This window comes from Mycolicibacterium sphagni, assembly GCF_002250655.1.
Lineage (GTDB): Bacteria > Actinomycetota > Actinomycetes > Mycobacteriales > Mycobacteriaceae > Mycobacterium > Mycobacterium sphagni.
Map to the genome: position 1 here is coordinate 144,529 of NZ_NOZR01000004.1, position 26,892 is coordinate 171,420.

26 protein-coding genes are annotated in these 26,892 nt (G+C 65.2%); 7 read left to right on the plus strand and 19 right to left on the minus strand.

Going from position 1 to position 26,892, the window contains the following annotated elements; translation table 11 throughout:
* The first annotated feature begins 15 nt into the window (after nucleotides 1–15).
* Both CG716_RS06415 and pe read left to right on the plus strand, forming a co-directional pair.
* The gene (locus tag CG716_RS06415) at nucleotides 16–2,994 is read left to right on the plus strand and encodes an MMPL/RND family transporter (protein WP_094477592.1); all 2,979 of its coding nucleotides are present in this window, start codon (nucleotides 16–18) and stop codon (nucleotides 2,992–2,994) included.
* On the plus strand, nucleotides 2,991–4,106 hold the full coding sequence (gene pe / locus CG716_RS06420) for an acyltransferase PE (RefSeq protein ID WP_094477594.1): 1,116 nt from the start codon (nucleotides 2,991–2,993) through the stop codon (nucleotides 4,104–4,106). Before CG716_RS06415 ends, pe begins: the two co-directional genes overlap by 4 nt.
* Here the strand turns inward: pe and CG716_RS06425 are convergent.
* Nucleotides 4,103–4,738, minus strand: a complete 636-nt coding sequence (locus tag CG716_RS06425) for a GAP family protein (protein WP_094477596.1) — start codon at nucleotides 4,736–4,738, stop codon at nucleotides 4,103–4,105. The two genes, pe and CG716_RS06425, sit on opposite strands and share 4 nt — an antisense overlap.
* A gap of 11 nt (nucleotides 4,739–4,749) precedes the next feature.
* A complete protein-coding gene (locus CG716_RS06430) occupies nucleotides 4,750–6,471 on the minus strand; it encodes an AMP-binding protein (RefSeq protein WP_094477598.1) in 1,722 nt (573 codons plus the stop codon).
* A gap of 86 nt (nucleotides 6,472–6,557) precedes the next feature.
* Here CG716_RS06430 and CG716_RS06435 point away from each other — a divergent pair, with 86 nt between their 5' ends.
* On the plus strand, nucleotides 6,558–7,040 hold the full coding sequence (locus tag CG716_RS06435) for a flavin reductase family protein (protein ID WP_094477600.1): 483 nt from the start codon (nucleotides 6,558–6,560) through the stop codon (nucleotides 7,038–7,040).
* Between the two features lie 24 nt (nucleotides 7,041–7,064).
* On the opposite strand, the gene CG716_RS06440 is transcribed toward CG716_RS06435, so the two are convergent.
* From CG716_RS06440 to CG716_RS06460, 5 genes are all read right to left on the minus strand, one after another.
* On the minus strand, nucleotides 7,065–7,220 hold the full coding sequence (locus CG716_RS06440; RefSeq protein WP_094477602.1) for a hypothetical protein: 156 nt from the start codon (nucleotides 7,218–7,220) through the stop codon (nucleotides 7,065–7,067).
* A gap of 89 nt (nucleotides 7,221–7,309) precedes the next feature.
* A complete protein-coding gene (locus CG716_RS06445; protein ID WP_094477604.1) occupies nucleotides 7,310–8,065 on the minus strand; it encodes a succinate dehydrogenase/fumarate reductase iron-sulfur subunit in 756 nt (251 codons plus the stop codon).
* A gap of 2 nt (nucleotides 8,066–8,067) precedes the next feature.
* Nucleotides 8,068–9,996: a fumarate reductase/succinate dehydrogenase flavoprotein subunit gene (locus tag CG716_RS06450; RefSeq protein ID WP_094477606.1), complete on the minus strand. Its 1,929-nt coding sequence runs from the start codon at nucleotides 9,994–9,996 to the stop codon at nucleotides 8,068–8,070.
* Between the two features lie 37 nt (nucleotides 9,997–10,033).
* Nucleotides 10,034–10,870 (minus strand): succinate dehydrogenase subunit SdhC, encoded by an 837-nt coding sequence (locus CG716_RS06455; protein ID WP_094477608.1) that lies wholly within the window; start codon nucleotides 10,868–10,870, stop codon nucleotides 10,034–10,036.
* Nucleotides 10,871–10,939: 69 nt separating this feature from the next.
* Nucleotides 10,940–11,236, minus strand: coding sequence for an Rv0250c family protein (locus tag CG716_RS06460; protein WP_094477610.1), 297 nt, complete (start codon nucleotides 11,234–11,236; stop codon nucleotides 10,940–10,942).
* A 167-nt stretch (nucleotides 11,237–11,403) separates the two neighbouring features.
* Here CG716_RS06460 and CG716_RS06465 point away from each other — a divergent pair, with 167 nt between their 5' ends.
* Nucleotides 11,404–12,165 carry an isocitrate lyase/PEP mutase family protein gene (locus tag CG716_RS06465; RefSeq protein ID WP_094477878.1) on the plus strand — a complete coding sequence of 254 codons (762 nt, stop codon included), beginning with the start codon at nucleotides 11,404–11,406 and terminating at the stop codon, nucleotides 12,163–12,165.
* Here the strand turns inward: CG716_RS06465 and CG716_RS06470 are convergent.
* The 12 genes from CG716_RS06470 to CG716_RS06525 form a co-directional block, all read right to left on the minus strand.
* Nucleotides 12,162–15,065, minus strand: a complete 2,904-nt coding sequence (locus CG716_RS06470; RefSeq protein ID WP_165774041.1) for an MMPL/RND family transporter — start codon at nucleotides 15,063–15,065, stop codon at nucleotides 12,162–12,164. The two genes, CG716_RS06465 and CG716_RS06470, sit on opposite strands and share 4 nt — an antisense overlap.
* Nucleotides 15,062–15,475, minus strand: coding sequence for an MmpS family transport accessory protein (locus tag CG716_RS06475; protein WP_165774053.1), 414 nt, complete (start codon nucleotides 15,473–15,475; stop codon nucleotides 15,062–15,064). The genes CG716_RS06470 and CG716_RS06475 overlap by 4 nt, the downstream gene beginning before the upstream one ends.
* A 41-nt stretch (nucleotides 15,476–15,516) precedes the next feature.
* Nucleotides 15,517–15,996: a MarR family winged helix-turn-helix transcriptional regulator gene (locus tag CG716_RS06480; protein ID WP_234817728.1), complete on the minus strand. Its 480-nt coding sequence runs from the start codon at nucleotides 15,994–15,996 to the stop codon at nucleotides 15,517–15,519.
* Nucleotides 15,997–16,224: 228 nt separating this feature from the next.
* Nucleotides 16,225–16,776: a GNAT family N-acetyltransferase gene (locus CG716_RS06485; protein ID WP_094477614.1), complete on the minus strand. Its 552-nt coding sequence runs from the start codon at nucleotides 16,774–16,776 to the stop codon at nucleotides 16,225–16,227.
* Nucleotides 16,777–16,786: 10 nt separating this feature from the next.
* Nucleotides 16,787–17,680: a 5-oxoprolinase/urea amidolyase family protein gene (locus CG716_RS06490; RefSeq protein WP_094477884.1), complete on the minus strand. Its 894-nt coding sequence runs from the start codon at nucleotides 17,678–17,680 to the stop codon at nucleotides 16,787–16,789.
* Nucleotides 17,677–18,336, minus strand: coding sequence for a 5-oxoprolinase subunit B family protein (locus CG716_RS06495; RefSeq protein WP_094477616.1), 660 nt, complete (start codon nucleotides 18,334–18,336; stop codon nucleotides 17,677–17,679). Before CG716_RS06495 ends, CG716_RS06490 begins: the two co-directional genes overlap by 4 nt.
* Before the next feature lie 90 nt (nucleotides 18,337–18,426).
* Nucleotides 18,427–19,143: a queuosine precursor transporter gene (locus tag CG716_RS06500; protein ID WP_094477618.1), complete on the minus strand. Its 717-nt coding sequence runs from the start codon at nucleotides 19,141–19,143 to the stop codon at nucleotides 18,427–18,429.
* Nucleotides 19,144–19,165: 22 nt separating this feature from the next.
* Nucleotides 19,166–20,152 carry an ABC transporter substrate-binding protein gene (locus CG716_RS06505; protein ID WP_094477620.1) on the minus strand — a complete coding sequence of 329 codons (987 nt, stop codon included), beginning with the start codon at nucleotides 20,150–20,152 and terminating at the stop codon, nucleotides 19,166–19,168.
* A gap of 9 nt (nucleotides 20,153–20,161) precedes the next feature.
* On the minus strand, nucleotides 20,162–20,761 hold the full coding sequence (locus CG716_RS06510) for a LysE/ArgO family amino acid transporter (protein ID WP_094477886.1): 600 nt from the start codon (nucleotides 20,759–20,761) through the stop codon (nucleotides 20,162–20,164).
* Nucleotides 20,762–20,866: 105 nt separating this feature from the next.
* Complete coding sequence (locus CG716_RS06515) at nucleotides 20,867–23,086, minus strand: SpoIIE family protein phosphatase (RefSeq protein ID WP_337360767.1); 2,220 nt, start codon at nucleotides 23,084–23,086, stop codon at nucleotides 20,867–20,869.
* Nucleotides 23,087–23,242: 156 nt separating this feature from the next.
* Nucleotides 23,243–23,455 carry a hypothetical protein gene (locus CG716_RS06520; RefSeq protein ID WP_094477624.1) on the minus strand — a complete coding sequence of 71 codons (213 nt, stop codon included), beginning with the start codon at nucleotides 23,453–23,455 and terminating at the stop codon, nucleotides 23,243–23,245.
* 162 nt (nucleotides 23,456–23,617) lie between these two features.
* A complete protein-coding gene (locus CG716_RS06525; protein WP_165774042.1) occupies nucleotides 23,618–24,226 on the minus strand; it encodes a TetR/AcrR family transcriptional regulator in 609 nt (202 codons plus the stop codon).
* A gap of 84 nt (nucleotides 24,227–24,310) precedes the next feature.
* Between CG716_RS06525 and CG716_RS06530 the strand changes: the two genes are divergently transcribed.
* The 3 genes from CG716_RS06530 (at nucleotide 24,311) to CG716_RS06540 (ending at nucleotide 26,824) form a co-directional block, all read left to right on the plus strand.
* Nucleotides 24,311–25,561 (plus strand): cytochrome P450, encoded by a 1,251-nt coding sequence (locus CG716_RS06530; protein WP_094477626.1) that lies wholly within the window; start codon nucleotides 24,311–24,313, stop codon nucleotides 25,559–25,561.
* Between the two features lie 94 nt (nucleotides 25,562–25,655).
* The gene (locus CG716_RS06535) at nucleotides 25,656–25,928 is read left to right on the plus strand and encodes a hypothetical protein (protein WP_094477890.1); all 273 of its coding nucleotides are present in this window, start codon (nucleotides 25,656–25,658) and stop codon (nucleotides 25,926–25,928) included.
* On the plus strand, nucleotides 25,925–26,824 hold the full coding sequence (locus CG716_RS06540; protein WP_234817740.1) for a LysR family transcriptional regulator ArgP: 900 nt from the start codon (nucleotides 25,925–25,927) through the stop codon (nucleotides 26,822–26,824). Before CG716_RS06535 ends, CG716_RS06540 begins: the two co-directional genes overlap by 4 nt.
* Nucleotides 26,825–26,892 lie beyond the last annotated feature (68 nt).

The following is a 26,892-nucleotide window of genomic DNA, read 5'->3' on the forward strand; positions in this document are numbered from 1 at the left end:
ACAGGTGAGGACGTTGTGCGACGGCTAGCCGATTTTGTGGTGCGGTGGCCTTGGGCGGTGATTGGGCTCTGGGTCGCGTTGGCGGTGGCGCTACCGCTGACGCTTCCGAGCCTGAACGATATGGCCGAGAAGCATCCACTGGTCACGTTGCCGGGGGACGCTCCGTCGAGCGTGGCGGCCCGGCAGATGACCGAAGCGTTCAAGGAACCCGGCGGCGACGACCTGCTATTGGTGGTCCTGACCGACGAGCGTGGACTCAGTCCTTCGCACGAAGCGACCTACCGCAAGCTCGTGGGCGCTCTGCGTGAAGACCAGCACGACGTCGTGATGCTGCAGGATTTCGTCGAAACTCCCGCTCTGCGTTCATTTTTGACGAGCAAAGACAATAAGTCCTGGGTGGTGCCGGTTGGGCTGGTGGGCGCGTTGGGCACCCCGGAGTCGTATGCCGCCTACAACCGGGTGGCCAATATTGTCAGGCAGAGCACCGCGGGCAGCCCCTTGGAAGTGCACCTGACGGGGCCGGCGGCCACCGTCGCCGACCTCACCATCGCCGGTCAAAAGGACCGGCTGCCAATCGAAATCGCGATCGCGGTGCTTGTTCTGGCCGTATTGCTTGTGGTGTATCGCAATCCGATCACCATGCTGCTGCCGTTGGTCGGGATCGGGTCGTCTTTGGTGATCGCTCAGTCGGTGGTCGCAGGATTGTCCCAACTGACCGGTCTGGGTGTGTCAAACCAGGCGATCATCCTGCTGAGCGCGATAATCGCTGGTGCCGGAACGGATTACGCGGTCTTCCTGATCAGCCGTTATCACGACTATGTGCGGCGCGGTGAGAGCTCCGACGACGCAGTACGGCACGCGTTGGGCTCGGTGGGCAAGGTGATCACCGCATCGGCTGCCACCATCGGAATCACCTTCCTGGGCATCAGCTTCGCCAAGATGGGTGTTTTCTCCACCGTCGGCGTGTCATCGGCGATCGGGGTCGGGGTGGCCTACCTGGCCGCTCTCACGCTGTTGCCGGCCATCATCGCGCTGGTCGGCCCACGGGGCTGGATTACGCCTCGGCGTGAACTGACCGCACGGTGGTGGCGACGGTCGGGGATCCGCATCGTGCGCAGGCCGCGACTGCACCTGGTGGCCAGCGTGCTGATCCTGATCCTGCTGGCCAGTTGCGTGGGGCTGGCGCGATACAACTACGACGATCGCAAGGCGGTGTCCCCAGCGGACCCGAGCTCAGTGGGCTACACCGCGCTGGAACGCCATTTCGACCTCAACCAATCCATCCCGTCCTACGTGCTCGTCCGCTCACCCCGCGACCTGCGGAATCCGCAGGCCCTCGCGGACCTGGAGCAGATGGCCGGGCGGATCAGCCAGCTGCCGAATATCTCGATGGTCAGCGGCATCACCCGGCCGCTCGGGGAGGTACCGAAAGAGTTCCGGGCTACGTATCAGGCCGGCCTGGTCGGAGACCGTCTGGGCACCGGTTCGGCGATGATCGCCGCCAACATGAACGACCTGAACCGGCTGGCCGGCGGCGCCAACACACTCGCGAACAACCTGGGTGACGTGCGGGGCCAGGTGGGGCAGATCGCAGGCAGCGTGCAGAGTGTGGTCGACGCGTTCACGGCGATCAAGGGCCAATACAGCGGCGACACACTGGTGAAGAACGTCGAAGTCGCGGCCAAGCTCGTGAACGCTGTCAACCGGCTCGGCAACTCGATGGGCGTGAGCTTCACCGCGGCCAGGGACATGTTCGCCTGGGTGGGGCCGGTGCTGGTGGCGTTGCACGGAAACGCCGTCTGCGACCTCGATCCCTCCTGCGCCGAGACCCGAGGCCATTTCCAGGCACTCGTCGACGCGCGTAATGACGGCACTCTCGACGAGATCAACTCTCTGGCGGGGCAATTGCAGTCGATGCAGGACCGGCAGTCGCTGGACGCGACCCTGCGCCAGCTCAGTGATGCCTTCGGCAAGCTGCAGAAGGTTATGCACACCATGGGGCTGGACTCGCCCGGTGGCGCGCAGGCAGGCACCAGCAAGCTCCGGCAGGGCGCCGATCGGGCGGCCAGCGGCAGCCGGGACGTGTCCAACGGTGTGGACGAAGTTGTCGACCAGATCAAGCTGATGCGAACCGGACTCGATCAGGCGGCGGCATTCCTGTTGTCGATGAAGCAGGGCGCCGCGACGCCGGCGATGGCGGGGTTCAACATTCCGCCTGAGGTTCTCGATCTGCCCGACTTCAAGATGGCCGCCAAGATGTTCATCTCGCCTGACGGGCACTCGGTGCGGTATCTGGTGCTCACCAAACTCGACCCGTTCAGCGCTGCGGCCATGGATCAGGTCAATGCCATCAGCGATGCGGCACGAAGTGCGCAGCCGAATACCAGTCTGTCGGACGCCACGATCTCGATGGGTGGTTATCCCGCCGCGCTGCGCGACACGCGCGACTACTACCAACAGGACATCAGGTTCATCATCGCCGTCACCATGATCGTGGTGCTGCTGACGTTGATGCTGCTGCTGCGCGCCGTCATCGCACCGCTGTATCTGGTTGGTTCCGTGGTGCTTTCGTACTTCGCCGCTCTCGGAATCGGCGTGCTGGTCTTCCAGTACCTGTTCCACCAACAGCTGCACTGGACGGTGCCCCCGCTGGCGTTCGTCGTGCTGGTCGCGGTGGGAGCCGACTACAACCTGCTGTTCGCGTCCCGATTGCGCGACGAGTCCTTCGGCGGCACGCGCTACGGCGTCATCCGGACGTTGTCGTCGACCGGGGGCGTCATCACCGCGGCGGGTCTGATCTTCGCGGCCTCGATGTGGGGGTTGCTCTTCTCCAGCATCGGTACCGTGGTTCAGGGCGGGTTTGTCATCGGTGCCGGAATCCTGCTGGACACATTCCTGGTCCGGACTGTCACGGTGCCCGCCGTGGCTACCCTGGTCGGAAAGGCGAACTGGTGGCCGTCACGACTGAAGTCGCAGGGGAGCGTTAAGGCATGAAGAAGCTACTCGCCACGGCGACCACGCTGTTGACCCTGTGCGCCACCGGCGGAATCGCAGCCGCCGATCAGCCACCACCGAGCCAGCCGAACAACGACGGCCCCCCGATCGGTACGCCCGGCCGCGGATATGCCCTGGGCGGCGCCCACGTCCTCGGCATCCCCTATGACGAGTACATCCGCCGCACCGGTGCGGACTGGTTCCCCGGCCTTGACCGGCAGATCGTCGACTACCCCGCCGGACAGGTCCAGGGCCACACGTTGGAGCGCCTGTTCCCCGGCATCGGCAAGCTGGACGACGACTTCCCGGGCCTGGGTATCGACGGCCCGAGTATCGGCGAGTCGGTGGACGTCGGCGAAGGCAACGTCCTTCGGGCGATCCAGGACGGCGGGCCCGGAACCGCGATCGGACTGTCCGAGGGTGCGATGGTGCTCAACGCCGTGCAGAACCGGCTCGCCAGCGATCCGAACGCGCCGCCGCCAAACCAGTTGTCCTTCGCCACCTATGGTGATCCGATCTCACCCCACGCGTTCGGCGCGGGCTTCCTCGCCCAGAACTTCCCGGTGGGCAGCACCGTGCCGGCCCTCGACTACACGATCCCGCCTCCGGTAGACAGCCAGTACGACTCCTACCGCTTCGTCTCGGCGTACGACAGCATCGCGGATTGGCCGGACCGGCAGGACAATTGGATGTCGGTGGCCAACGCGGTCGTGGGACTGGCGACGGGACATACCGCCGTGGCGTTCACCAACCCGAGCATGGTTCCGCCCCAGAACATCGCGACGACCGTGAACTCCAGGGGCGCCAAGATCACCACGTACATGGTCCCCGAACAGCACCTGCCACTGGTGTTGCCGTTCAAGTATCTCGGCGTGGACGAGGCGACGCTCAACAAGTTGGATGCGGTGCTGAAACCCTCAGTGGACGCAGGCTATTCGCGTAACGACGATCCGCTGACCGCGCCGATCGAAGTGGACCCTGTGCACGGCTACGACCCCGCCGCTGTCACCGCGCCGGCCACCCAGGCCGCATTCGGCGGTGGCACGGATCCAGTTTCGCAACTGATGGCCGGCTTGCAGTACGTAGTGGATCACGGTCCAAGCACCCACTAGACGCCAAGCAGACCCGCGCAGAGCAGCACGACGCCGACGACGGCCAGTAGCACCGCGACCTCGCGCCGGCGCCGCGCCCTGACCCAGCGGTGCAGGGCGGTCATCGCCGCGTGTGTGCGTTGCGGGGCAACCAGATAGGCCAGAAGCGGGATCTCCACGAGTGCGAAAGCCACCACGTTGAAGCTCACCAGCGCCCCGAATCGGACGGCGGGGGCGTTGGTGCCCGCCGCGATCACTGCCAACGCCGCCAGGTAGTCGATGGACGGCAGCGCGATACCGAGACCAGCCACACCGGCGACCCACAGTGACTGGCCGTCGAGCAGCCGGGTCAGCCAGGCGGGCGGTGTCCGCTCGCGTCCCTTGGTGATGGCCAGGAGCCCCGCCGCCAGCAGGGCCAGCACTCCGATCACGATCTGCACCCTGGGCAGCGTGAAATGAGCCGACGCGGGAATGCGGGACTCGAGCGCGAACAACACCACCACACCGACGGTCAGGCCCATCAGGAAGCCGCCACAGAGGAAGGCGGTCAGCTGAAGATGGGGGCGGGGACGATTCAGCATCAGTACGGACATCCCGATACGAAAAGGTTCCAGACTGACTGCGGCAGCCATCACCAGGAGGGTGAACCACATCGGCTGATCAGCTACGCATCCAACCGCACGAAATGTCCTTGCCGGTACTGCTCGACGCACGCGGCCCGGCGGATCTTGCCACTCGTGGTGGTGGGCATCGACCCGGCTTCCACCAGCACGATATCGGCGACCTGCAAACCGTGCGCGCGCGAAATCGCGGCGACCACATCACTTTTCACCGCGGCGAGCACGTCGGCATCCGCAGGCGTCTTCAGCTCGACGACGGTGACCAGCGTCTCGGTCTCCTCGTCGGATACCGCGATGGCCGCCACCCGGCCGTGGGTGATCTTCTGGACCGTCGCCTCGATGTCGTCGGAGTAGTGGTTGCGGCCGCGGACGATCAGCATGTCTTTGATGCGTCCCACGATGAAGAAGTCGCCTTCGGAGATGAAGCCTTGGTCTCCGGTACGCAGCCAGCCGGTCGTCGGGACGGTGGGGTCGTCTTCATGCGGGCCGGTCAACGTGGCGCCGAACGCGGATCCCGTCTGCTCGGGCTTGCGCCAGTACCCGGCGGAGACGTTGTCACCGTGCGTCCAGATCTCGCCGACGGTTCCGTCCGGGCACAGTTGGCAGGTGTCGGCGTCGACGATGCGCACCAGTGGCGACACCGGCAGCTGGTAACGCAACAACGGGGTCCCGCCGGGTTTGCGTACGGCCACGCCCTGGGACAGATCGTCGATGTCGAAGTCGACAACGTCTGGCACCTCGTTCGCGGTGCTGCTGGCGACGTAGACCGTCGCCTCGGCCAGGCCGTAGGAGGGTGCCATCACCTCGGGGCGAAGACCAATCGGGGCGAGGCGTTCGTTGAACCTGACGACGGTCTCGGGGTGGATGCGTTCGGCCCCGTTGATGATGCCGATCACCCCGCTGAGATCGAGGCCGTCCAGTTCGTCGTCGGTCGTGCGCCTTGCGGTCAGGTCGAAGGCGAAATTGGGCGCCGCCGACCACGCCTTCGGTTGGCGGGCCATCGCGTGTAACCATCGTGCCGGGCGGGTCAGGAACGCGATCGGGCTCATCAGGTCCGCCGGGTGCCCGCTGAGGATGGGTGCACCGATCCCCAGCATCAGGCCCATGTCGTGGTAGAACGGCAGCCACGAGACCAGGCCGGTTCCCGGTGGGAACTCACCGCCGTAGTGAGGCACGTATTCCGCCATCAACTGTTCGAAATTCGCGCACATGTTGCGGTGCGAGATCATCACGCCCGCCGGCAGCCGCGTCGACCCGGACGTGTACTGCAAATAGGCGATGTCAGGACCGTCCGGTATCTCGGGATCGAGGGGCCTGGCTGCGTCGAGATCGAGGGTGTCGACGGCAATCGTGGCGATGACGGCGGCGCCGTCGTCGACGTACTGCGCGGCGACCTCGAAGACATCGGAGGTGGTCAGCATTACGGTCGGCGATGTGTCGGTGACCACTGCGCTGACTCGCTCGTCGTGGGAGCCGGGCACCGGAACCGACAGCGGGACGGCGATGAACCCGGCCTGCATAGCCCCCAGGAACGCGACGATGTAGGGCAGGCCCTGCGGCGCGATGATCAGTGCCCGGTCGCCGGGAGCGCCCTGCTGGCTGATCTCGTGTGCGACGTTGAGTGTTCGGCGATACAGCTGTGCCCAGGTCAGGCTCTCCGCGATGCCGTTCCAATCCCGGTCGTAATCGGTGAACGTGAAGGCGACGTCGTCTGGGGTGAGACCCGCGCGTTCCCGCAGCACGGACAGGATTGAAACGTTCGGCACGGCCCAAGGCTACTCAACGGGTATTTGAATCAGGCCTCACCCTGCTGTGGCCGACGCCGACCGTCACATGGGAAGATCGGAGTGCTATGAGCAACACAGATTTGAGCCCCGCCTCGCTGCGTGAGGCGTTCGGTCATTTCCCGTCCGGTGTCATCGCCATCGCCGCGGAAGTCGATGGCGTTCGGGTCGGTCTGGCGGCGAGCACCTTTGTGCCCGTCTCGCTGGATCCGCCGCTCGTCTCGTTCTGTGTGCAGAACAACTCGGAGACCTGGCCCAAACTCAAGGACCTGCCGTCGCTGGGTATCAGCCTTCTTGGTGAGTCGCATGACGCGGCGGCGCGCACGCTCGCGGCCAAGACCGGGGACCGCTTCGCCGGGCTGGAGACCCACTCACACGAGACCGGCGCGGTGTTCGTGCACGGCACCAGCGTGTGGCTGCAGAGCTCGATCGAGCAGTCGGTGATCGCCGGCGACCACACGATCGTGGTTCTCCGGGTCAAGGAGATCACCGTGCACGATGTGCCGCCGATTGTTTTTCACCGCAGCACATTCCGCAGACTGGGCGCCTAGCCCAGTCTGATCCCGCTGCGCGGGTCAGGGCCGCTCGCCGAGTTCTTCGCGATAGGCGGCGATGCGCTGCTCGATCTCGGCCGCGTCGTCGGGCCGGCCCTGCTTGCGAGCCAGTTCGGCGCGGGCGGACAGCTCGCGGATCGCCGTGCGAATGTCGTTGACGCTATGGACGCTACCCATGGCTGGAGGCTACCCAGCGGGGCGCCAATACGATCGGGCCGCGAGAAATCCCTGGGGAAATGTCGCGGCCCGCTCGCCGAAGAGCTGACTTACTTGTCGCGCCTGAACAACTTATTGCCGAGCCACACGATCGGGTCGTACTTGGCGTCGGCCACGCGCTCCTTCATCGGGATCAGCGCGTTGTCGGTGATCTTGATGTGCTCGGGGCAGACCTCGGTGCAGCACTTGGTGATGTTGCAGAAGCCGAGGCCGTTCTCTTCCTGGGCCATGTTGCGACGGTCCAGCGTGTCCAGCGGGTGCATCGACAGTTCGGCCTGCCGCATCAGATAACGCGGGCCGGCGAAGGACTTCTTGTTCTCCTCATGGTCACGGTTGACGTGGCACACGTTCTGGCACAGGAAGCACTCGATGCACTTGCGGAATTCCTGGCTGCGGTTCACGTCCTCCTGCTGCATGCGGTATTCGCCGGGCTGCAGGTCCTTCGGGGGAGTGAACGACGGGATCTCCCGCGCCTTCTCGTAGTTGAAGGAGACGTCGGTGACCAGGTCGCGCATCACGGGGAACGTCCGCAGCGGGGTGATCGTCACGACCTCGTCCTCGCCGAACGTCGACATCCGGGTCATACACATCAACCGTGGCCGGCCGTTGATCTCGGCGGAACACGAACCGCACTTGCCGGCCTTGCAGTTCCAGCGCACCGCCAGGTCGCCGGCCTGCGTGGCCTGGAGCCGGTGGACGATGTCGAGCACCACCTCGCCGTCGTTGACCTCGACGGTGTAGTCCTGCAGGTCGCCGCCGGCTTCGTCGCCGCGCCAAACCCGCAGTTTCGCGTCGTAAGCAGCCATTTTCAGCCCTTCCGCTCAGGGTGCTCGGCCAGTTGGTCTTCGGTGTAGTACTTCTCGAGTTCGGACAGCTCGAACGTGGCCAGCAGATCGGGCCGCATCACAGGCTGCTGCTCAGGCGTGACCGTCACGTTGGGCACGACCGCCCCGGCATCGCCGGGTGCCACCCGGCAGACCAGCAGCTTGTTGCGCCAGTGGGCGTCCATCTTGGGAAAGTCGTCGCGAGTGTGTCCGCCACGGCTTTCCGTGCGCTGCAGCGCGGCCTTGGCCACACACTCGCTGACCAGCAGCATGTTGCGCATGTCGATCGCCAGGTGCCAGCCGGGGTTGAAGAGCCGTCCACCCTCGACGACGACGTTGGCGTAGCGCGCCTTCAGCTCGTCGATCTTGGCGAGCGCCTCTTCGAGTTCACCCTCCTTGCGGATGATGCCCGCCAGGTCGTTCATCGACTGCTGGAGCTCGGCGTGCAGGGTGTAAGGGTTCTCGGGGTTGGCCTTCGGCTCGAACGGCGACAGCGCCAGCTTGGTGGCCTCGTCGATCGCCGCGTCCGTCACCGTCGGGCGGGCGGACAGGGCCCGCACGTAGTCGGCCGCACCGAGTCCGGCGCGCCGGCCGAACACCAGCAGGTCGGACAGCGAGTTGCCGCCGAGCCGGTTCGAGCCGTGCATACCGCCCGAACACTCGCCCGCGGCGAACAGGCCGGGTGTCGCGCCGGCGCCGGTGTCGGGATCGACCTCGATGCCGCCCATCACGTAGTGACAGGTCGGACCGACTTCCATCATGTCCTTGGTGATGTCGACCTCGGCCAGCTCGATGAACTGGTGATACATCGACGGCAGGCGCCGCTTGATCTCCTCGGCGGGCATGCGGGAGGCGATGTCGAGGTAGACGCCCCCGTGCGGGGTGCCGCGGCCGGCCTTGACCTCGTCGTTGATGGCACGGGCGACCTCGTCGCGGGGCAGCAGGTCAGGGGTGCGGCGCGCGGAGTCGTTGTCCTTGAGCCACTGATCGGCTTCTTCTTCGGTCTCGGCGTACTGCCCCTTGAACACGTCGGGGATGTAGTCGAACATGAACCGTTTGCCGTCGGAGTTCTTCAGCACGCCGCCGTCACCGCGGACGCCCTCGGTGACCAGAATGCCCTTCACCGACAGCGGCCAGACCATGCCGGTCGGGTGGAACTGGATGAACTCCATGTTGATCAGGCCGGACCCCGCGCGCAGGGCCAGCGCGTGCCCGTCACCGGTGTACTCCCAGGAGTTCGACGACACCTTGAACGACTTGCCGATGCCGCCGGTGGCGAGCACCACGGCCGGCGTCTCGAACAGGATGAACTTGCCGGTCTCGCGCCAGTACCCGAAGGCGCCGGCGATCCGCCCACCAGTTTCTGGGCCGTCCTTGATCAGATCGGTGATCGCGCACTCGTGGAAGACCTTGATCCGGGCCTCGTAGTCGCCGAGTTCCTTCTTGTCCTCCTGCTGCAGCGAGACGATCTTCTGCTGCAGGGTGCGGATGATCTCCAGGCCGGTGCGGTCGCCGACGTGCGCCAGCCGCGGGTAGGTGTGCCCACCGAAGTTGCGCTGGCTGATCTTGCCGTCTTTGGTGCGGTCGAACAGCGCGCCGTAGGTCTCCAGCTCCCACACCCGGTCGGGGGCTTCCTGAGCATGCAGCTCGGCCATCCGCCAGTTGTTGAGGAACTTGCCGCCGCGCATGGTGTCACCGAAGTGCACCTGCCAGCTGTCCTTGGTATTGACGTTGCGCATGGCCGCGGCGCAACCGCCCTCGGCCATGACGGTGTGTGCCTTGCCGAACAGTGACTTCGTCACCACGGCGACCTTCAAACCCCGTTCCCGGGCTTCGATGACCGCTCGTAGGCCCGCGCCGCCGGCACCGATCACTACTACGTCGTAGGAATGCCGTTCGACCTCAACCGTCATTAGTCCTCGCTCAAGCTATGGTTGGTGAAAGTTGTTGTCAGCCAACGAATCTCAGGTCAGAGATGGCGCCACTGGCCACCAGCATGACGTAGAAATCGGTCAGCATCAGCGTGCCCAGCGTGATCCAGGCATACAGCTTGTGCCGGGTGTTGAGCTTGCTGACCTGCGTCCAGATCCAGTACCGCACCGGGTGCTTCGAGAAGTGCTTGAGCCGGCCGCCGGTGACGTGGCGGCAGGAGTGGCAGGAGATCGTGTAGACCCACAGCATCACCACGTTGCCGACCAGGATGATGTTGCCCAGGCCGAACCCGAAGCCACCGGGGCCGGTCTCGGAGTGGAAGGCGACGATCGCGTCGTAGGTGTTGATCAGCGAAATGATGCCGGCGATGTAGAAGAAGTACCGGTGAGTGTTCTGGATGATCAGCGGAAAGCGCGTCTCGCCAGTGTATTTCGCGTGGGGCTCTGCCACTGCGCAGGCGGTCGGGGACTGCCACACCGAGCGGTAATAGGCGCCGCGGTAGTAATAGCAGGTCAGCCGGAACAGCAGCAGGAACGGCAGCGACAGGAAGGCGTACGGCAGCAAGGACAGCAGCCCCGACGCGGGCAGGATCTGCGGCCAGAAATCGCTGGCCTCACCGCATGCCTTGCTCAGGCACGGTGAGTAGAACGGCGTGAGGTAGTGGTACTGCGGAACGAAGAAGTAGTCCCGCTGGAAGGCCCGCACCGTCGCATAGATGACGAACGCGGCGAAACCCAGGTCGGTGACGATGGGTGACTTCAGCCAGTTGTCGGTCCGCAGCGTGCGTTGCGGTATCTGGGCACGGCCCGGTGAGAAGACGCCGGTCGCAGGGCGGTTAGCCGCAGGTGCGCTCATCTACTGTGATCCCCTTCGCAGAAACTCTTCGGAGGGTACCCAGATCACGGCACCCCGGTTAAATCGGGGTCAGCGGCGATTATGGCCGCCAACACCTTCGTCATCGACGTCTCGCCAGAAGGCGGTGTCGTATGGAGTGTCGGGAATTCCGATCTTCTCCGCGGAGACCACCGCCGTTTGCTGGGTTAGGGCAAGCTCATTCGCGTCGATATCAAGAAGTTCCACGTCATTGAGGATGCGTTCGGCGTCGTTGACGATTCGGCGCATTGCCGGACTGTCGCCGTAACGTGTCTTCAAAGAGGTGACGCAGCGCCGTAATCCGCCAATCAGATGGTGAAGTTCGGCCAATTCTGTAGTGGTGGACAACGGGACCTCCTTGGGCTGAAGGTGTCATGGATCACAGTACGACAATCGATGCTAGCCACATTTGGAACTCAACGTGAGACAGGTCACGTCGGGAATGGCGAGTCGACAGTCGTGTTGCACCGCCAGGAGAACGGTTCGACGACGAGGAATGAAGAGAGGTGACTCCGGTGCCCAGTCAGAACAGTCTTGCCGAACGTGCGGAGGCGTTGTTGGCCTTGCATCAGCCGGGCAATCCGGTGGTGCTCCCGACGGTCTGGGACGCCTGGTCGGCGACGCTGGCGGTGGAGGCCGGGTTTGTGGCCCTCACCGTCGGCAGCCATCCGCTGGCCGACTCCGTCGGCAAGCCCGACGGTGAAGGCATGAGTTTCGACGACGTCGTCGCCCGCGTAGCGCAGATCACCGCCGCGGTGGACGCACCGGTGTCGGTGGACATCGAATCGGGCTACGCACAGCCCGCTGAGCGGCTCATCGAGGGGTTGCTGGGCGCCGGTGCGGTCGGGCTGAACATCGAGGACACCGTGCACAGCGAGGGCAAGCGGCTGCGCTCGTCCAGCGAGCACGCCGAGCTGGTCGGGGCATTGCGCGCAGCGGCCGACAGTGCGGGCGTCCATGTGGTCGTCAACGCCCGTACCGATCTGTTCCTGCGCAACGACGGTGACGACGCCGACCGAGTGGACCGGGCGATCGCTCGCCTCACCGAGGCCGCACAGGCGGGCGCGGATGTGCTCTATCCGGTGGGCCGGCACGAGCCGGACACGTTGCGCCGCTTGGCTACTGAGCTACCGCTGCCGATCAACGCGATCGCGATCCCGGAGTCCGACGACCTCGCGTCGTTCGGGCCGCTCGGCGTGGCTCGGATCAGTTTCGGGCCGTTCTGGCAGCGCGCGCTGGCGTTGCGCGCCAACGAGATTCTGGCTCGCTGGCGCTAGGCCTGCGCGGGCAGTGCTGCGGTCTCCTCGTCCTCGCTCGTGGGTTTGGGCGGCTGCGGCTTGCGGAAGTGGTTGTCGCCCCGGGGATAGACCACCTGCGGCCACCAGAACCAGCGGCCCAGCATGGTCGCGATCGACGGCATCAGCAGCGACCGCACGATAAAGGTGTCGATCAGTAGGCCGATCGCGATCGTCGAGCCCATCTGAGCCAGCACGATCAGCTTGCTGCCCATCATGCCCGCCATGGTGGCGGCGAACACCAGTCCGGCTGAGGTCACCACACCGCCCGTGCCGGCCATGGAGCGGATGATGCCGGTCTTCAGGCCGGCGTGGATCTCATCCTTGAACCGGGATACCAGGAGCAGGTTGTAGTCCGATCCGACCGCCAACAAGATGATGACGGACATCAGCATGACGAGCCACTGCACCTGTTTCCCGAACAGGTCCTGCCAGATCAGCACCGAGATGCCGAAGGATGCGGCGATCGAACTGCCTGCCGTTCCGACGATCACGAGTGCCGCGACCGCACTCCGGGTCAGGATGAGCATGATCATGAAGATCAGCGTCAGCGACGAGATCACGGCGATCAGCAGGTCATACCTCGCGCCGTCGGCCATGTCCTTGTAGGTCGCCGCGACCCCGCCGAGGTGAATCTTGGCGTTCGACAGGGAGGACATCTTCAAGGCCTCCTGTGCGGCCTTGCGTTCCGACTCGACCCTGGCGATGCCGTCGACCGTCGCCGGATCGCCCTCGTGGGTGATGAACATGCGGGTCGACTTGCCGTCTGGCGAGAGGAACATCTTCAGGCCGCGCTCGAAGTCGGGGTTCTGGAAGGCCTCCGGTGGCAGGAAGAACAGGTCGTCGTTCTTGGCCTGGTCGAAGCTCTCCCCCATCGCCAGTGCGGTGTCGTTGGTGGCCTGCGTCTGATCGAGCTGGGCCTTCTGCGAGTTGTACGACGCCAACGCCAGGTCCCTGCTGACCTTCATCGACGCGATCGTCTGCGGCAGCAGTGCCGTCAGCTGCGGCGCGATGGCAGCCAGCTGGTCGGTATTGCCCTGCACCGCTTCGGTTTTGTCGGTCACTGCGTCGATCCCGTCGAGGGAGTCGAAGAGGGATCGTCCCGCGGCACAGATGGGGATGTCGTAGCAGTGCGGTTCCCAGTAGAGGTAGTTGCGCATCGGCCGGAACTGGTCGTCGAAGTTCGCGATGTTGTCGCGCAACGCCTTGGTGGTATCGAGCAGGTCCTGTGACCGGGCCGCCGAGTCCTGGGTGAGCTGGGTCTGCTTGATGGACAGCTGGTACTGCTTCTCCAGGATGTCGATCGAAACATTCATCGAGTCAACCGTTTTGAGCTGATTGTCCAACTGATCCCGCTGGAACGGCAGATTCATGTTGCTGGTCTGGCCCGCCACACTCGTCTGAAACGGAATCGAGCTGTGCTGGATCGGGATCCCGAGGGGCCGGGTAATGCTCTGGACCATCGCGATGCCCTCGGTGTGCATCACGTTGCTGGCAATCTTGTTCAGCACCAGCATGTCTGCCGGATTCCGCATGTCATGGTCGGCCTCGACCATGAGGATGTCGGGGTTCATCCTGGCCTGGGTGAAGTGCCGGTCGGCGGCGGCGAAGCCCTCATTGACCGGGGCATCTGTCGGCAGGTAGTAGCGGTCGTTGTAGGCGGGTTTGTACCCGGGGATCGCCACCAGACCGATCAGCACAACGAACAGGCTTGCCACGAAAATCGGTGCGGGCCAACGTACTACCGCGGTACCGATACGTCGCCAGAACCGGCTCTGTGGAGGCCGCTTGGACTCGTACAGGCCGACTTTGCTGCCCAGGAACAGCACGGCAGGCCCGAGGGTGACCGCGATGGCCACGACCACGATCATGCCGACCGCAACGGGGGCGCCCATGGTGGTGAAGTAGGGCAGACGCGCGAAACTGAGACAGTAGGTGGCTCCCGCGATGGTCAGCCCGGACCCGACGATGACGGGCGCGACGGATTTGAACGTGGCGTAGTAGGACTCGTCGCGGTCCAGTCCCATCCCGCGGTCTTCGCGATACCGGCCGAAGATGAAGATGCCGTAGTCGGTGGCTGCGGCGATCGCCAGCATCGTGAGGATGTTGCCGGCGAACGTGGTCAACCCGAAGGCGCCGTGGCTGGCCAGAACCGACACCACACCGCGCGCGGTCAGCAGTGCGAGGAACGTCAGGAACAGCTGGATGAGCGTGGTGCGGACGGAGCGGTAAACCACCAGCAGCATGCCCGCGATCGCGACAAGCGTGATCAGCGTGATCTCGGCGAGGCTGGCGTTGCCGATGACGTGCAGATCGTCGGTGAGCGCGGCCGGCCCGGCGACGTACGCCTGCACGCCCGGCGGAGCCGGTGTGTCCTTGATGACCTTGCGGACGGCGTCGACGCCTTCGTTGGCCAGCGTCTGACCCTGCTCGCCGGCGAGGTTCAGCATCACGTAGGACGCTTTGCCGTCGGCGCTCTGGGCACCCGCAGCCGTCAGCGTATCGCCCCAGAAGTCCTGGATGTGCTGGACGTGCTCGGGATCCTGCTGCAGTTTGCGGATGATCTCGTCGTAGTACTTATGGGCATCCGGGCCGAGCGGCTTCTGCCCCTCCACCACGATCATGATCGTGCTGTTGGAGTTGAACTCCTGGAAGTTGGCGCCCATGAGCTTCATGGCCTTCATGGATGGCGCGTCTTCGGGCGCCATCGGCGCCGCGTGCGCCTCGCCGACCACCTCGAGCTGAGGTGCGAGCACGTTCACCCCAACGGCGACAACGATCCAGAACAGGATGATCGGCAGCGCCAGGATGCGAATCAGACGGGGGAACGCGGCCCGGTGCGGCTTGCTGGTGGGTGCCGGCTCGGTGATGGTGTTGGTCATGCGGACTTCACCAGGCAGTAGGTTTGGGCATTGACGCCATCGGCCGATTGCTCTTCACGGACGGTTCCGTTCACTGTGACGCGGCATCCAATCTGGTCACCGTCGGTCTGCGCCATGAGGCTGGCGCTGACGGCAGGCAACGTCGTCGACAAGGTGATTGACCACGGCAGCGGTGCATTGATGGTGTGCACCTTGGCGTCCGGGTCGAAATAACTGATCTGGGCCGTGGTCCCCGGTGCGCCGTAGACGTCGTAGACCATGACCTTGGGGTTGAACTGGACGATCTCGATGCCGGCACCGGCGCCGGCGTTCAGGTCCTGCGATGCGAACATCTTGTGCAGGCGTGAAACGACCAGGCCGGACACCGCCAACACGATGATCAGGACCACCGGGATCCAGATGCGTTTCATCACGCGGCCAACCGGAATAGCTTTCACCCGAACACCTTCCGTCAATCAATCGGCCGTTGTGCGGCGGCACAGTCGGCATTGGCGACGAGCTGGCTGATGAGCGGAAACCCAACCCGCGCCGTGAGCCACAGTTGCATCTGTTCGTCGGCCGTCAACGTTGTCATCAAGGCCGCCAGTCGTTCCCGGCGCATGCGCTTGCGCTCGTCGAGCAACGCCTGGCCCTGCTCGGTGATACCGACGAGGCAGGCCCTGCCGTCATCGGGGTCGGCGAGCCGGGTCACCAGGCCCGCGCGTTCCAGCCGCTGAACCAATTGGGTCATCGACGGCTGGCTGACGCCTTCTCTGGCGGCCAGTGTGGTCAGCCGGATAGGGCCTTCGCGGCACACCCGATTCATCGTGAACGCGGCGGAGGCGCTCAAGTCGGCGCGGTCGCTGAGAAATCGGATCGTCAGGTCCATTGCCTGGTCCAGGGCATCGCCCACGCAGTCGCTGACGTCGTGATCGGTCAGCTGATTTCTCACTCGGTATCTATATCACGCGTGCTATGTAGCAGCAATCAAAGCCCAGTCCCACATGGCGCACAGCCAACTCACAGGTTTGCTGGTCAACGGGTTACGCGCGCTCAGAATGGCGCAGAGTTGTTGCAGTGCAGCCGGTCTAGCGAACGGCCGTCAACTGGTCACCGGCCGAGAAACCCCAATGGCCGCTGTCAATTACATGCCGTCTGCTATCTATCGGCGTGATTCCAGCTACCAGACGTCGCCGTCGCGCCAGTCGCAGGCGAGCTCGGCGGTGACGTCGAGATCCAGGTCGATTGGCAGCACGAAGATCGATCCGTCGTCGTCTGGGGTGCGAGTCGGTCCGCCGGGGGCCAGCACAGAGGTGGGTCCCTGCCAGTGCACCCAGCCGCGGGGGCGGTAGATCTTCTCGCCGATCGGGCCCGAACTCAGCGCACCGAGGTCGTAGGCACCGCGGATCACCTGCTCGATGGCGTCCATCACGGCGTGGGCCAGTCCTTGTCCACGCCAGTCTTCGCGGACCGCGACCCCTTCGACGTAGCCGCAGCGCAACGATGTGCCGGCGTAGAGCAGGCGCCGCTGGACGACGGCAGCGTGAGCGATCAGGGCACCGCGGTGGGCGATGATGGCGTGCATCCCGCCGAGGGCGTGGTCCCAGTCGGAGTCGGTGAATTCGGTCGGACCGGCGAACGCCTCAGTGACCATCTGCTGGGCGTTCTGGCGGGTCTCGGCGTCCAGGTCACTGGTGTGAACAAGCCGGGCGGTATGGACCTGCGCGTGCACCCCTTCAGCTCTACCAGCCCGTGGAGCTCCCCGCTGGGATACGAGGTCGGGTCCAATGCAGTCGCACTGTCTGGCCGGGCCGGATCTGGGCCACGGTGTCGGTGTCGGCGTCGGTGACCACGCCGATGACGGGATAACCACCCGTGACCGGGTGGTCGGGGCCCAGGATCACCGGATGGCCGTTGGGCGGCACCTGGATGGCGCCGCGGGTGGTGCCCTCGCTGGGTAGCTGGCGGTCGGGCCACCGGTAGGTCAGTGGCCGCCCGGCCAGCCGCATGCCGACCCGGTCGCTGCGATCGGTGGCCACCCAGTCGGTGTGCACGAGGGCCTCCGGGTCGGTGAACCAGTCGTCGCGCGGGCCGGGCACCACGCGCAGCTCGAGCAGATCGTCGGCGATCGCGGCAACCGGGGCCTGGTCGAGTTCGGGATAGCCCTCGGCATGCCTGCCCACCGGCAGGATGTCGCCGGCGCGCAGCGGGCGGGGCCCGATGGCCGACAGCGTGTCGTAACTTCGCGAGCCCAGCACCGGGTCGACGGCGATCCCGCCGCGCACCGCGAGGTAGCTGCGCAGCCCGGCATGCGGCGCACCGAGCGATATCACTTCTCCGGCGCGAGCACGGTGAATACTGTTGTTGCCAAAGGGAACTCCGCTTACCGCGGGATCAGTGTCGGCGCCCGTCACGGCCACGTCCACATCGCCGCCGTGCACTCGGGCGGCAAATCCACCCAGGGTGATCTCGACGGTCGCGCGGTCATCGGGGTTGGCCACGAGGCGGTTGGCCAGCCGGTGTGCGCGGCGGTCGGCGGCCCCGGACCGCGTCACCCCGACGTGCGCCAGGCCCGGCCTGCCTAGATCTTCGAGCAGCGCCAACGGTCCGGTCCGCAGCACTTCGAGCGTGGTCACGCCGAACGCCCGGTGACGGCTTGGAACCGCACCCACATGCCCGGCTCCAGCAGCGCGGGCTGGGGCCGGTCGATATCCCACAGCACCGCGTCGGTGTGCCCGATCAGCTGCCACCCGCCGGGCGACCGGCGCGGGTAGATACCGCTGAATTCGCCGGCCAGCCCGACTGATCCGGCCGGGACTGCGGTTCGTGGATCGCTGCGCCGGGGTACCACCAGCCGGGGATCGCCACCCACCAGATAGGCGAAACCTGGTGCGAATCCACCGAATCCGACCCGCCATGGTGTTGCGGTGTGCGCCTGGATCACTCCACTGGCATCCATGCCGGTGTGTGCGGCGACGTCGGCGAGATCGGGGCCGTCGTAGACGACGTCGATCACCACGACGTCGGCGTCCGGCCGGCCTGCCTGGTCAGTGGGATCGATGGGCACCTGCTGGAGCCGTTGCCGGGTAGCGGCTTGGTATCCGGGATCGGCGAGTTTCATCAGAACGGTGCGGGCTGCCGGCACGATATCGAGGACGCCGGGCAGTTCAGCGTTGCGCAGGGTCGTGGTCAACGCCAGCACCTGCTCGGTCGACTCGCATTCCAGCAGCAGCGCCTTGTCGCCGTAATCACGGATTGTGTTGGGCACCATGAGATCTGTCGCCACACTCATTCATCGACGGTAGGCCCGCCGACGGGTCGATTGTGCCCGCTTTCGAGCACTGCCACAGGTGCGCCAGGCATCTCATATTTATCGAGTGCGTCAGACCATCTCGGTGTATGTCGGCTCGTGGCGCTTGATGTACGCGATCACCCGATAGGTGATCGGCAGCATGACCACTTCGACGCCGGTCTTGTAGACCCACCCCAGTGCGGTATAGGTGACGAAGTCGCGGAAGGTGTTGATGCCGATGGCGCCGGCGGCGATGCTGCAGAACACCAGGGTGTCACCGAGTTGGCCGGCGAAGGTCGAGCCGACCAGCCGCGCCCACAGGTGCTTCTCCTTGGTGCGCTCCTTGATCTTCACGACGGTCCAGGCATTGATGGTCTGGCCGACGATGAAGCCGGCCAGACCCGCCACGATCAGCTGGGTGTAAGCGTGGACGATGTTCTCGAAATGTTCTTGGTTGGTGTAGAAGTCGGCCGATGGCAGGTAAATCGTGACCCAGAACGCCAGCGCGGCCAGGATGTTCATCGCGAAGCCGAGGATGATCGCCCGTCGCGCGGCCTTGAACCCGTACACCTCGGAGAGCACGTCGCCGATCACATACGTGAGCGGGAAAACGATGAAACCGCCGTCGGTGATGATCGACCAGTTCCCGATGATGGGCCCGAACGCCACGCCTTTGGTGGCGGTGACGTTGGAGATGATCACCAGCGCGGTGAACACCGAGACGAAGGCCGGATAATATCGAGAGCCGACTTGGGCGAATCCGGGGGTCGGGGCGGCTGCGCGCGCGGTGTCCTGGCTGCTTGTCACGGTGCTATCCAAGCACGGTCGGTCAGCTCAGCGCGTGTGAAATCAGCGGCGGCAGCTGGTCGGCCACCACCGGGTACGACAGCGGCGAGGCGAACGCGATCGCCCCGGCGAGGTCCTTGCCCGTGAAAACGTTGCGGTTGGATGCGGTGGTAGCCAGTGCGGCAACGGCCGGATCGGCAAGCAGCGCGGCCTGATCGGCGTCGCTCTCCGTGCACCAGATCAACACGTCGGCGGAGTCGAGGACGTCGGCGAGTTTGTCGTGCGGAATCGCTGCTTGGTTGTCGTCGACGGCGTAGGACGAAAGGCTGTCAGGTACCTGAAAGCCCATCGCGGTGAGGAAGTCGGTGCGCCAGCCGGGCCGCGTCGCGGTCAGGGTGCCGCCGAAGAAGCTGCCGGCCAGCAGTAGCGCTTTCTTGTCTTTGAATGAAGGGTTGTTCTTCGCCACGGTGGCGAACTTGTCGTCGACGGCCGAGATCAGCTGCTGCATCTGCTTGCCCTGGAACACCGCGGTGCCCACGGCGTTGGCCTGGTCTTTCCACGGCTCGAAAAATGCGTCGGTACCGCTCTGCGCGATCGTCGGCGCGATCGCGGCCAGTTTCTTGTAGGTGTCGGCGTCCAGGCCGGCGTTGACCGCGACGATCAGATCGGGCTTGAGTGCGGCGATCTGGTCGACCTGAATTCCGTTGTCCAGGTTGAGAACTGCCGGTTGGGCTGACCCAAGTTTGGGCAGCGCCCACGGCCATACGCCGAACGGTTGGTCACCGAACCAGGTGGTGACGGCGATCGGGACGACGCCCACCGCGAGGAGGTCATCCTGTTCGGTGAAACCGGCGCTGACGACGCGCTTGGGCGGCGCCGGGATGGTGGTCTCGCCGAAGATGTGCTTGACGGTCACCGTTTTCTGAGTGGCGTCGCCGCCGGAGCCGTCCGATGAACATGCGGCAGCAACCAGCGCACCCGCCGCGCCCGCGGCTCCCAGGAACCCTCGCCTTGTCCACTGCGCCCTCACGGCGCGAGATTAGCTCACGACCAGCGAGATGCCGAGCGCAATCATGGTGACCGCGATCAGGCCGTCGAGAATGCGCCACGTCAGCGGGGTGGCGAACAGGCCCGCCAGCCGGCGTGCGGCGAAGCCCAGGCTGAAGAACCAGACCACGCTCGCGGTCACCGCGCCGATGCCGAACAACCACCGGCTGTCGGCGTACTGGTTGGCCAGGGTTCCGAGCAACACCACGGTGTCGAGATACACGTGGGGGTTGAGAAAGGTCATGGCCAGGCACGTCAACACGACGGAGATCAGGCGTGCGGAGCCGTCCTGGGTGGGTGCCATGCTCGACGGTCGCACGGCCCGCCGGGCCGCCAGCGCGCCGTAGACGAAGAGGAACGCCGCCCCGCCGATCTTGGCGATGGTGACCGTTTGGGGGTGGGCGGTGATGAGCGCGCCGATGCCGGCGATGCCTGCGGTGATCAGCAACAGATCGGAGACCGCGCACACGCTGACCACGACGAGGACGTGTTCTCCTCGGATGCCCTGACGCAGCACGAACGCGTTCTGCGCGCCGATCGCGGCGATCAGGGTGAAGGAGGTCAGAAATCCGACGAGCAGGGGAGAGGTCACGAAATCGAAGGTAGGCATCGCGGTTGAAACAGTCCAGCTAAATAAACTTCATATAGATAAGCGGCGCTAATGGCACTGGTTCGTGGGTATTGAATGCCACCGGCCTCAGGCGCGGCGCAACGTCACGATGGTGACGTCGTCGTCGGCGCCACCCGTCGCCATCGCCGTCGCGATCGACGACGGGTCGGCGTCCACCATGTCTCCGCTCAGTATCCGACCCAGCCTGGCTATGCCGCCGTCGAGCGATTCGCCACGATGTTCAACCAGGCCGTCGGAGAACATGGTCACGCCCTGGCCCGGCTCGATGGTGAACGCGCTCGGGGTGTACGTGACATTGCGGACGCCAACCGGTGGGGAAAGCCGCACGGGCAGTTGTGCTGCCGCCGCCCCGGGTTGCGTCAAGTAAGGGATCAAGTGACCGGCGCAGCCCACTTCGACGTAGCCGGAAGAGAGGTCGACCCGTGCGGCCAGGACAGTGGCGAATGTCTTGGGCATCAAGTGCAGGCAGAAGTCGTTGAGCTCGGCCAGCGCCTGAGCCGGGCCGGCACCCGAGAACAGCTGTGCGCGTAGCACATTACGCATCTGCGCCATGGTCCCTGCCGCCGTAATGCCGTGTCCCGCTACGTCGCCGAGCAAGACGACCAGCCGGCCGTCACGCAGTTCGAATGCGTCGTACCAATCGCCGCCCACGCGACCGCCGGAGGCCGGCTCGTAGTATGCGGCCAACTGCCAGTCGGACAGGGTGGGCAACGTCAGGGGAAGAAGGCTCCGCTGCAGAGTCTCGGCTACCCGCAACGCACCCTGCGTTCGGCGGTACAGGGCTTCGACCAGATGGTGTCGCAGCGCCTCGGCGGCCTCGGTCTCGTTCGCGGTCCATGGTTCGCTGCACCCTCGGACTTCCTCGCGCCACCGCTCGAACGACTTCCGCGGACTGAGCCGCGTCTCGTTGCCCTCTGTGACCGCGATCGCCTTGTTGTGCGGATCCCCGCCCCAATCCACCGAGCGCAGTGCTTCGCGCCTGAACCAGATGGCGTATTGCCCGTCGGGCAGGTTCAGCGCCAAGGCGCCTGCGGCGATCTGAGGGTCGAGATCGATGTGCGGCAGTCCGTCGCTTAGGGAGTCGACGCCGGCGATCTCGTCACCGGTGTCGAGCGCCCACGCCGCGACTGCCGAGACCACTTCGGGCGGGGGTACCGGACCGCGAACCCGGGTCTCATCCTGCAGCTTGACCACCATGCTGTCGGCGGGCACGAGGTCGAGGAGGTCGGGTGCTCCCAGCAGTGCGGACGTCAGCGGGCGGCTGTCGTCGAGCACGGCGGCAATCAGCTTGGCGAGGACGGCCTGCGTTTCCAACCGCTTCTGAAGCTTGTCGTCCTCGAACCGGTCGACGAGTCGCAGCGACAGCGTCGAGCCGAGGAACTCGGCTGCCGCCCGCGTGCCGAACGGCGGCAGGTGGGGACCGGCGTAGTGGTGGCAGGCGATGAGGCCCCACAGCCGCCCCTGCCGCAGCAGGGAAATCGACATCGATGCGTGCACGCCCATGTTCTGCAGGTACTCGACGTGGATGGGCGAGACGCTGCGCAGCGTGGCGTAGGTCAGGTCCAGCGGTGTGCCGCTGCCGGGGTCGACGGCAGGCAGGATCGGGACGGGCGCATAGTCCACGTCGGAGATGAGCCGGATCCAGTTCCTCTCGTACAGCTTGCGCGCCTGAACGGGTATATCGGTGGACGGGTAGTGCAGTCCCAGAAAGGAATTCAGGTCCTCACGCTTGGCTTCGGCGACGACCTCCCCGTTGTACTGCTCGTCGTAGCGATACACCATTACCCGGTCGAAGCCGGTGAGCTGGCGGACGGCGCGTGCGGCCGTGTCGTACAGCTCGGTGAGCGTGGACGCGCGGTTCAGTTCCTCCACCGAACTGCGCACCGCCAGGTAAGTGTTCGGGAACGAGAAAGGGCGCTCGCCGTAGGCGATCTCCAACTCGACCAGGAGCGTGCCGTCGGGCTCGCGGTGGAGGATGGCGTCGAACACCCGCGACTGTCCGGCGACGTCGATTGCACACTCCAGCGGATTTCTTTGGCGCAGGTCGCCGAACGTCAAGGCCGCCTGCTGGATCTGGGCAGCTGGTTCGGCGCCGATGAGCGTCGAGAGAGGCCGACCCAGGACCGCGTCGACCTCTTTGCCGAGCAGTTTGCTGACGTTGGCGCTGACCGAGCGCACCTCAAAGTCGGGCTCACGCAGGACTGCGAGCACGCCGCGCGGTTGAATGCTGCCCGGGATGTGGATGGGCTCGCGTGCGCAATTGTCCAGGTCAATGGGAGTGCCCACAGGAACGAGCTCATTGGCCGACTGATTCGGTTTGCTGGTCAAGCAATCAACTCTGTCAGTTCGAGCCTTGGATGCCAATCACGCGATTCTGCAACATCGGTGTCGGCGCGCGAACGGGCGACCCGGCAGCCTCAGCCGGGTGCAGAGGTGGGCTGGCTAGCAGATAGCGGCCGCGGCGATCAGCCCGAACGCGATGAGCACGATGCTCAGCACGAACGCCGCATGACCCATCGACAGCGCGACCACGACACCGACCACGCCGGCTATGAAGATGACGACCATCAGGAAACCCATCAGGCCCCGGTGCGGATTGATCGCCGCAGACGGAAGCGAGACGGCCGACCTTCTCGAACGTTCCATGCCGATCATCGAACACCCCTCGTTGTGACCTGGCTCATCATTCGAAGTATAGGTGATGCAGATCACAAATCGAGTACAACGCGGCTACCGTATGCCGGTGGCTGCTCAGTGCGCGACGTCAACCAGATCAGGCGCGAGTTCCGCCCATGCTCGGACGCAGGCGAGAACCCGTCAGATCGCCTCGGCCGCCCCCAGGGCGATGGCTGTCACCGTGGCGACCAGCCCGTCTTCGTCGGTGTCGACGTCACCGTGCAGCCAGGCGATGATGAGTTCGGTCGTTCCGGCGACCAGAGCGCGCGTCCCCAACACCCGGTCGACCGATGGCCGCGGGGGACCGGTGAAGGGCATGGCGTCGGCGGCCATCCGCTCGGTGAACACGCCGACCGCGCGTTGTTGGCGTTGCCGCAGCCGGGGGAATCCGGGCGATTCCATGTAGAGGCGCGCGTCGGCGGTGCTGGAGGCGAGTGCATGCACGACGGTGCGCAGCACTTCGTTGACCCGGTCGGCCAGTGGAGTGGTCGTCAGCACCTTCTCCATGTCGGCTTGCAGTCGGGTGTACAGGTCGTCGGCGCAAGCATCGAGCAGGTCGTCCTTGGTGGCGAACTCGGTGTAGAAGTACCGCTTGCTCAGCTTCGCCCGCTGGCACACCAGGTCTACGGTCAGCGGCCCGAGTCCTATGTCGGCGATCAGCGCGCGCGCTGCGTCCAGCAGGCGCGCGCGGCGCTCTTGGGAGCGCTGTTGGGAGCTAAGCCCGCCGTAGGTCCGGCCCTCGACAGTCACGACGCCATCTTGACCCATCTGTGGTGCACGCCATAATCTAGAACGCGATCGTTCCAGATTACTCGCCGGCGCAAGGAGTGACCGATGGGCACACGGATCATGGATGACGCGGCGCGGCTGCTGGCCCAACCGCCGTCGTACACCGACGAGCCGGCACTGCACCGGGCGCTGGCGCATCTGCGCCCACACGCCCCGGTGTCCTGGGTCGAGGCACCGGGCTATCGGCCGTTCTGGGCGATCACCAAGCACGCCGACATCATGGACATCGAGCGGCAGAACGACCTGTTCACCAACGATCCGCGGCCTCTGCTGACCATCGCCGCGGCTGACGACGCGTTGCGCGCTCAGATGGAAGCCGGTATCGGCCTGAGCACGCTCATCCACATGGACGATCCGCACCACCGCGACATGCGCAAGATCGGCGCGGACTGGTTCCGGCCAAAAGCCATGCGCGCCTTGAAGGCTCGCTGCGATGAACTCGCCAAGATGTATGTCGGCCAGATGGTCGAGCGTGGTTCTGAGGTGGACTTCGCCCAGGAGATCGCCGTCAACTACCCGCTGTATGTGATCCTGAGCCTGCTGGGCCTGCCGGAATCGGACTTCCCCCGCATGCTCAAACTCACCCAGGAACTCTTCGGCGGCGACGACACCGAATTGCAGCGCGGCGGCTCCACCGACGACATGCTTGCGGTGCTGCTGGATTTCTTCACCTACTTCGCCTCGTTGACCGCCTCGCGCCGCGAACACCCCACCGAAGACCTGACCTCCGCGATCGCCAACGCCACCATCGACGGCCAGCCACTGTCCGATATGGACACCGCCTCCTACTACGTGATCGTCGCCAGTGCCGGCCACGACACCACCAGCGCCGGAATCGCCGGAGGGCTGCTGGAATTGGTGCGCAACCCCGCCGAATTGCGCCGGCTGCAAAACGATCCGAGCCTGATGGGCACCGCCGTAGAAGAAATGATCCGTTGTGTGACCCCGGTCAAGGAATTCATGCGCACCGCCCAAGCCGACACCGAAGTCCGCGGCGTCCCCATCGCCAAAGGTGAATCCGTTCTGCTGTCCTACGTTTCAGCCAACCGCGACGAAGACGTCTTCGACGACCCGATGCGCTTCGACGTCGGCCGCGACCCCAACAAACACCTGTCCTTCGGCTACGGCGTGCACTTCTGCCTGGGTGCAGCGCTGGCCCGCATGGAAATGAACAGTTTCTTCACCGAACTCGTGCCCCGGATCAAAGACATCGAACTGGCCGGCGAACCAGAATTGTCGGCCACCACGTTCGTCGGCGGCATCAAGCACTTGCCGATTTGGTACTCGCTGAGATGATCCCTGGCCGTCCCGCTCGGGCGAATACGCCGCGCCGACCATCATCAGCAGAGATAATGCCGATGAGTCGGTTTCGAGACGGGAAGTAGTGACCATGAAGAAGCTGGCAGCGGCGCTGTTGAGCGCTATGGCAATGGCAATCGTGCCGGTGGCGATCGCGCCCGGCGCGCAGGCCGACGTGTGTGGCGACGTCGGCGGACGGCACGTCGATGTCGGCGGCTGCACCAATGTTGCGGGTGACGTCGCGGTGGCCGGCACGGTCGCGGCAGCCGACGATGCTGCCGCGCAGGCGGCCACCGGTCAGCCGCCGTGCTACACGCCACAGGGGGTCCCCTATTACACCCCCGGTTCGGACCCCTGCTACTGAGCGGGCCCGCTGAGGCCCGGCTGGATGCGGGTCAGCTCGCGGCCTTCGCCGCGATAGTCGAACTCGGCAGCTTCGAGGCTGCGGCCGATCAATTACACGTGACACCGTCGGCGGTGAGCCAGCGAATCAAGGCGCTGGAAAAGCACGTGGGCCAGGTGCTTCTTGTTCGCGGAAAGCCATGTGTGCCAACAGCAGCCGGCATACCTCTGTTGAGGTTGGCGGCGCAGACGGCGATGCTGGAGGCCGAGGCGATCGCCGAGATGGCCGGAGGCGGGTCGGTGCCGCGGCCGCGGATTGCGATGGCGGTCAACGCGGATTCGATGGTGACGTGGTTCGGGGACGTGTTGGCAGGGCTTCCCGGCGTGTTGTTCGATATCCATATCGAAGACCAAGATCACTCGGCCAGGCTGCTGCGCGAAGGCGTGGTGATGGGTGCGGTCACCACGGAGCGCACACCAGTGCCGGGATGCCGGGTGCGGTCTCTGGGCGTGATGCGGTACCTGCCAGTTGCCGCCGCCGACTATGTGAAGCGCCATTTGCCAGAGGGTTTCACCGCCGAAGCGGTGACAGAAGCGCCGTCACTGGCTTGGAATCGCGACGATGCCTTGCAGGATATGTTGGTACGCAAAGTGTTTCGTCGTGAAATCGAACGAGCCGTGCACTATGTGCCAACCTCGGAGGGTTTCGGAGCGGCGGTGCGAGCCGGACTGGGCTGGGGGATGTACCCAGAACAATCGGCCGCGCTGCCGCTCGCCGACGGTACTTTCGTCCAGGTCTGCGATGTGAACCTGGATGTTCCGTTGTTCTGGCAGTGCTGGAAGCTCGACAGCCCGCTCATGGAAACGCTCACCGCCACGGTGCTGGCGGCAGCGGGAGTGCTGCGCCGGCGTCGTTAGGCCGGTTCGCCGAGACGATCGGCGGCTTTCAGGAATCGCGCAGCAAGTGCACAAGGTTTCCGAGTCCT

Coding starts and splice junctions, on each gene's coding strand:
- CG716_RS06475 (WP_165774053.1), bottom strand. CDS start 15,475: ATGAAACGCATCTGGATCCCGGTGGTCCTGATCATCGTGTTGGCGGTG.
- CG716_RS06435 (WP_094477600.1), top strand. CDS start 6,558: ATGAGCAACACAGATTTGAGCCCCGCCTCGCTGCGTGAGGCGTTCGGT.
- CG716_RS06450 (WP_094477606.1), bottom strand. CDS start 9,996: ATGACGGTTGAGGTCGAACGGCATTCCTACGACGTAGTAGTGATCGGT.
- CG716_RS06440 (WP_094477602.1), bottom strand. CDS start 7,220: ATGGGTAGCGTCCATAGCGTCAACGACATTCGCACGGCGATCCGCGAG.
- CG716_RS06495 (WP_094477616.1), bottom strand. CDS start 18,336: ATGAGTGTGGCGACAGATCTCATGGTGCCCAACACAATCCGTGATTAC.
- CG716_RS06445 (WP_094477604.1), bottom strand. CDS start 8,065: ATGGCTGCTTACGACGCGAAACTGCGGGTTTGGCGCGGCGACGAAGCC.
- CG716_RS06470 (WP_165774041.1), bottom strand. CDS start 15,065: ATGACCAACACCATCACCGAGCCGGCACCCACCAGCAAGCCGCACCGG.
- CG716_RS06535 (WP_094477890.1), top strand. CDS start 25,656: ATGAAGAAGCTGGCAGCGGCGCTGTTGAGCGCTATGGCAATGGCAATC.
- CG716_RS06520 (WP_094477624.1), bottom strand. CDS start 23,455: ATGATCGGCATGGAACGTTCGAGAAGGTCGGCCGTCTCGCTTCCGTCT.
- CG716_RS06455 (WP_094477608.1), bottom strand. CDS start 10,870: ATGAGCGCACCTGCGGCTAACCGCCCTGCGACCGGCGTCTTCTCACCG.
- pe (WP_094477594.1), top strand. CDS start 2,991: ATGAAGAAGCTACTCGCCACGGCGACCACGCTGTTGACCCTGTGCGCC.
- CG716_RS06425 (WP_094477596.1), bottom strand. CDS start 4,738: ATGTGGTTCACCCTCCTGGTGATGGCTGCCGCAGTCAGTCTGGAACCT.
- CG716_RS06530 (WP_094477626.1), top strand. CDS start 24,311: ATGGGCACACGGATCATGGATGACGCGGCGCGGCTGCTGGCCCAACCG.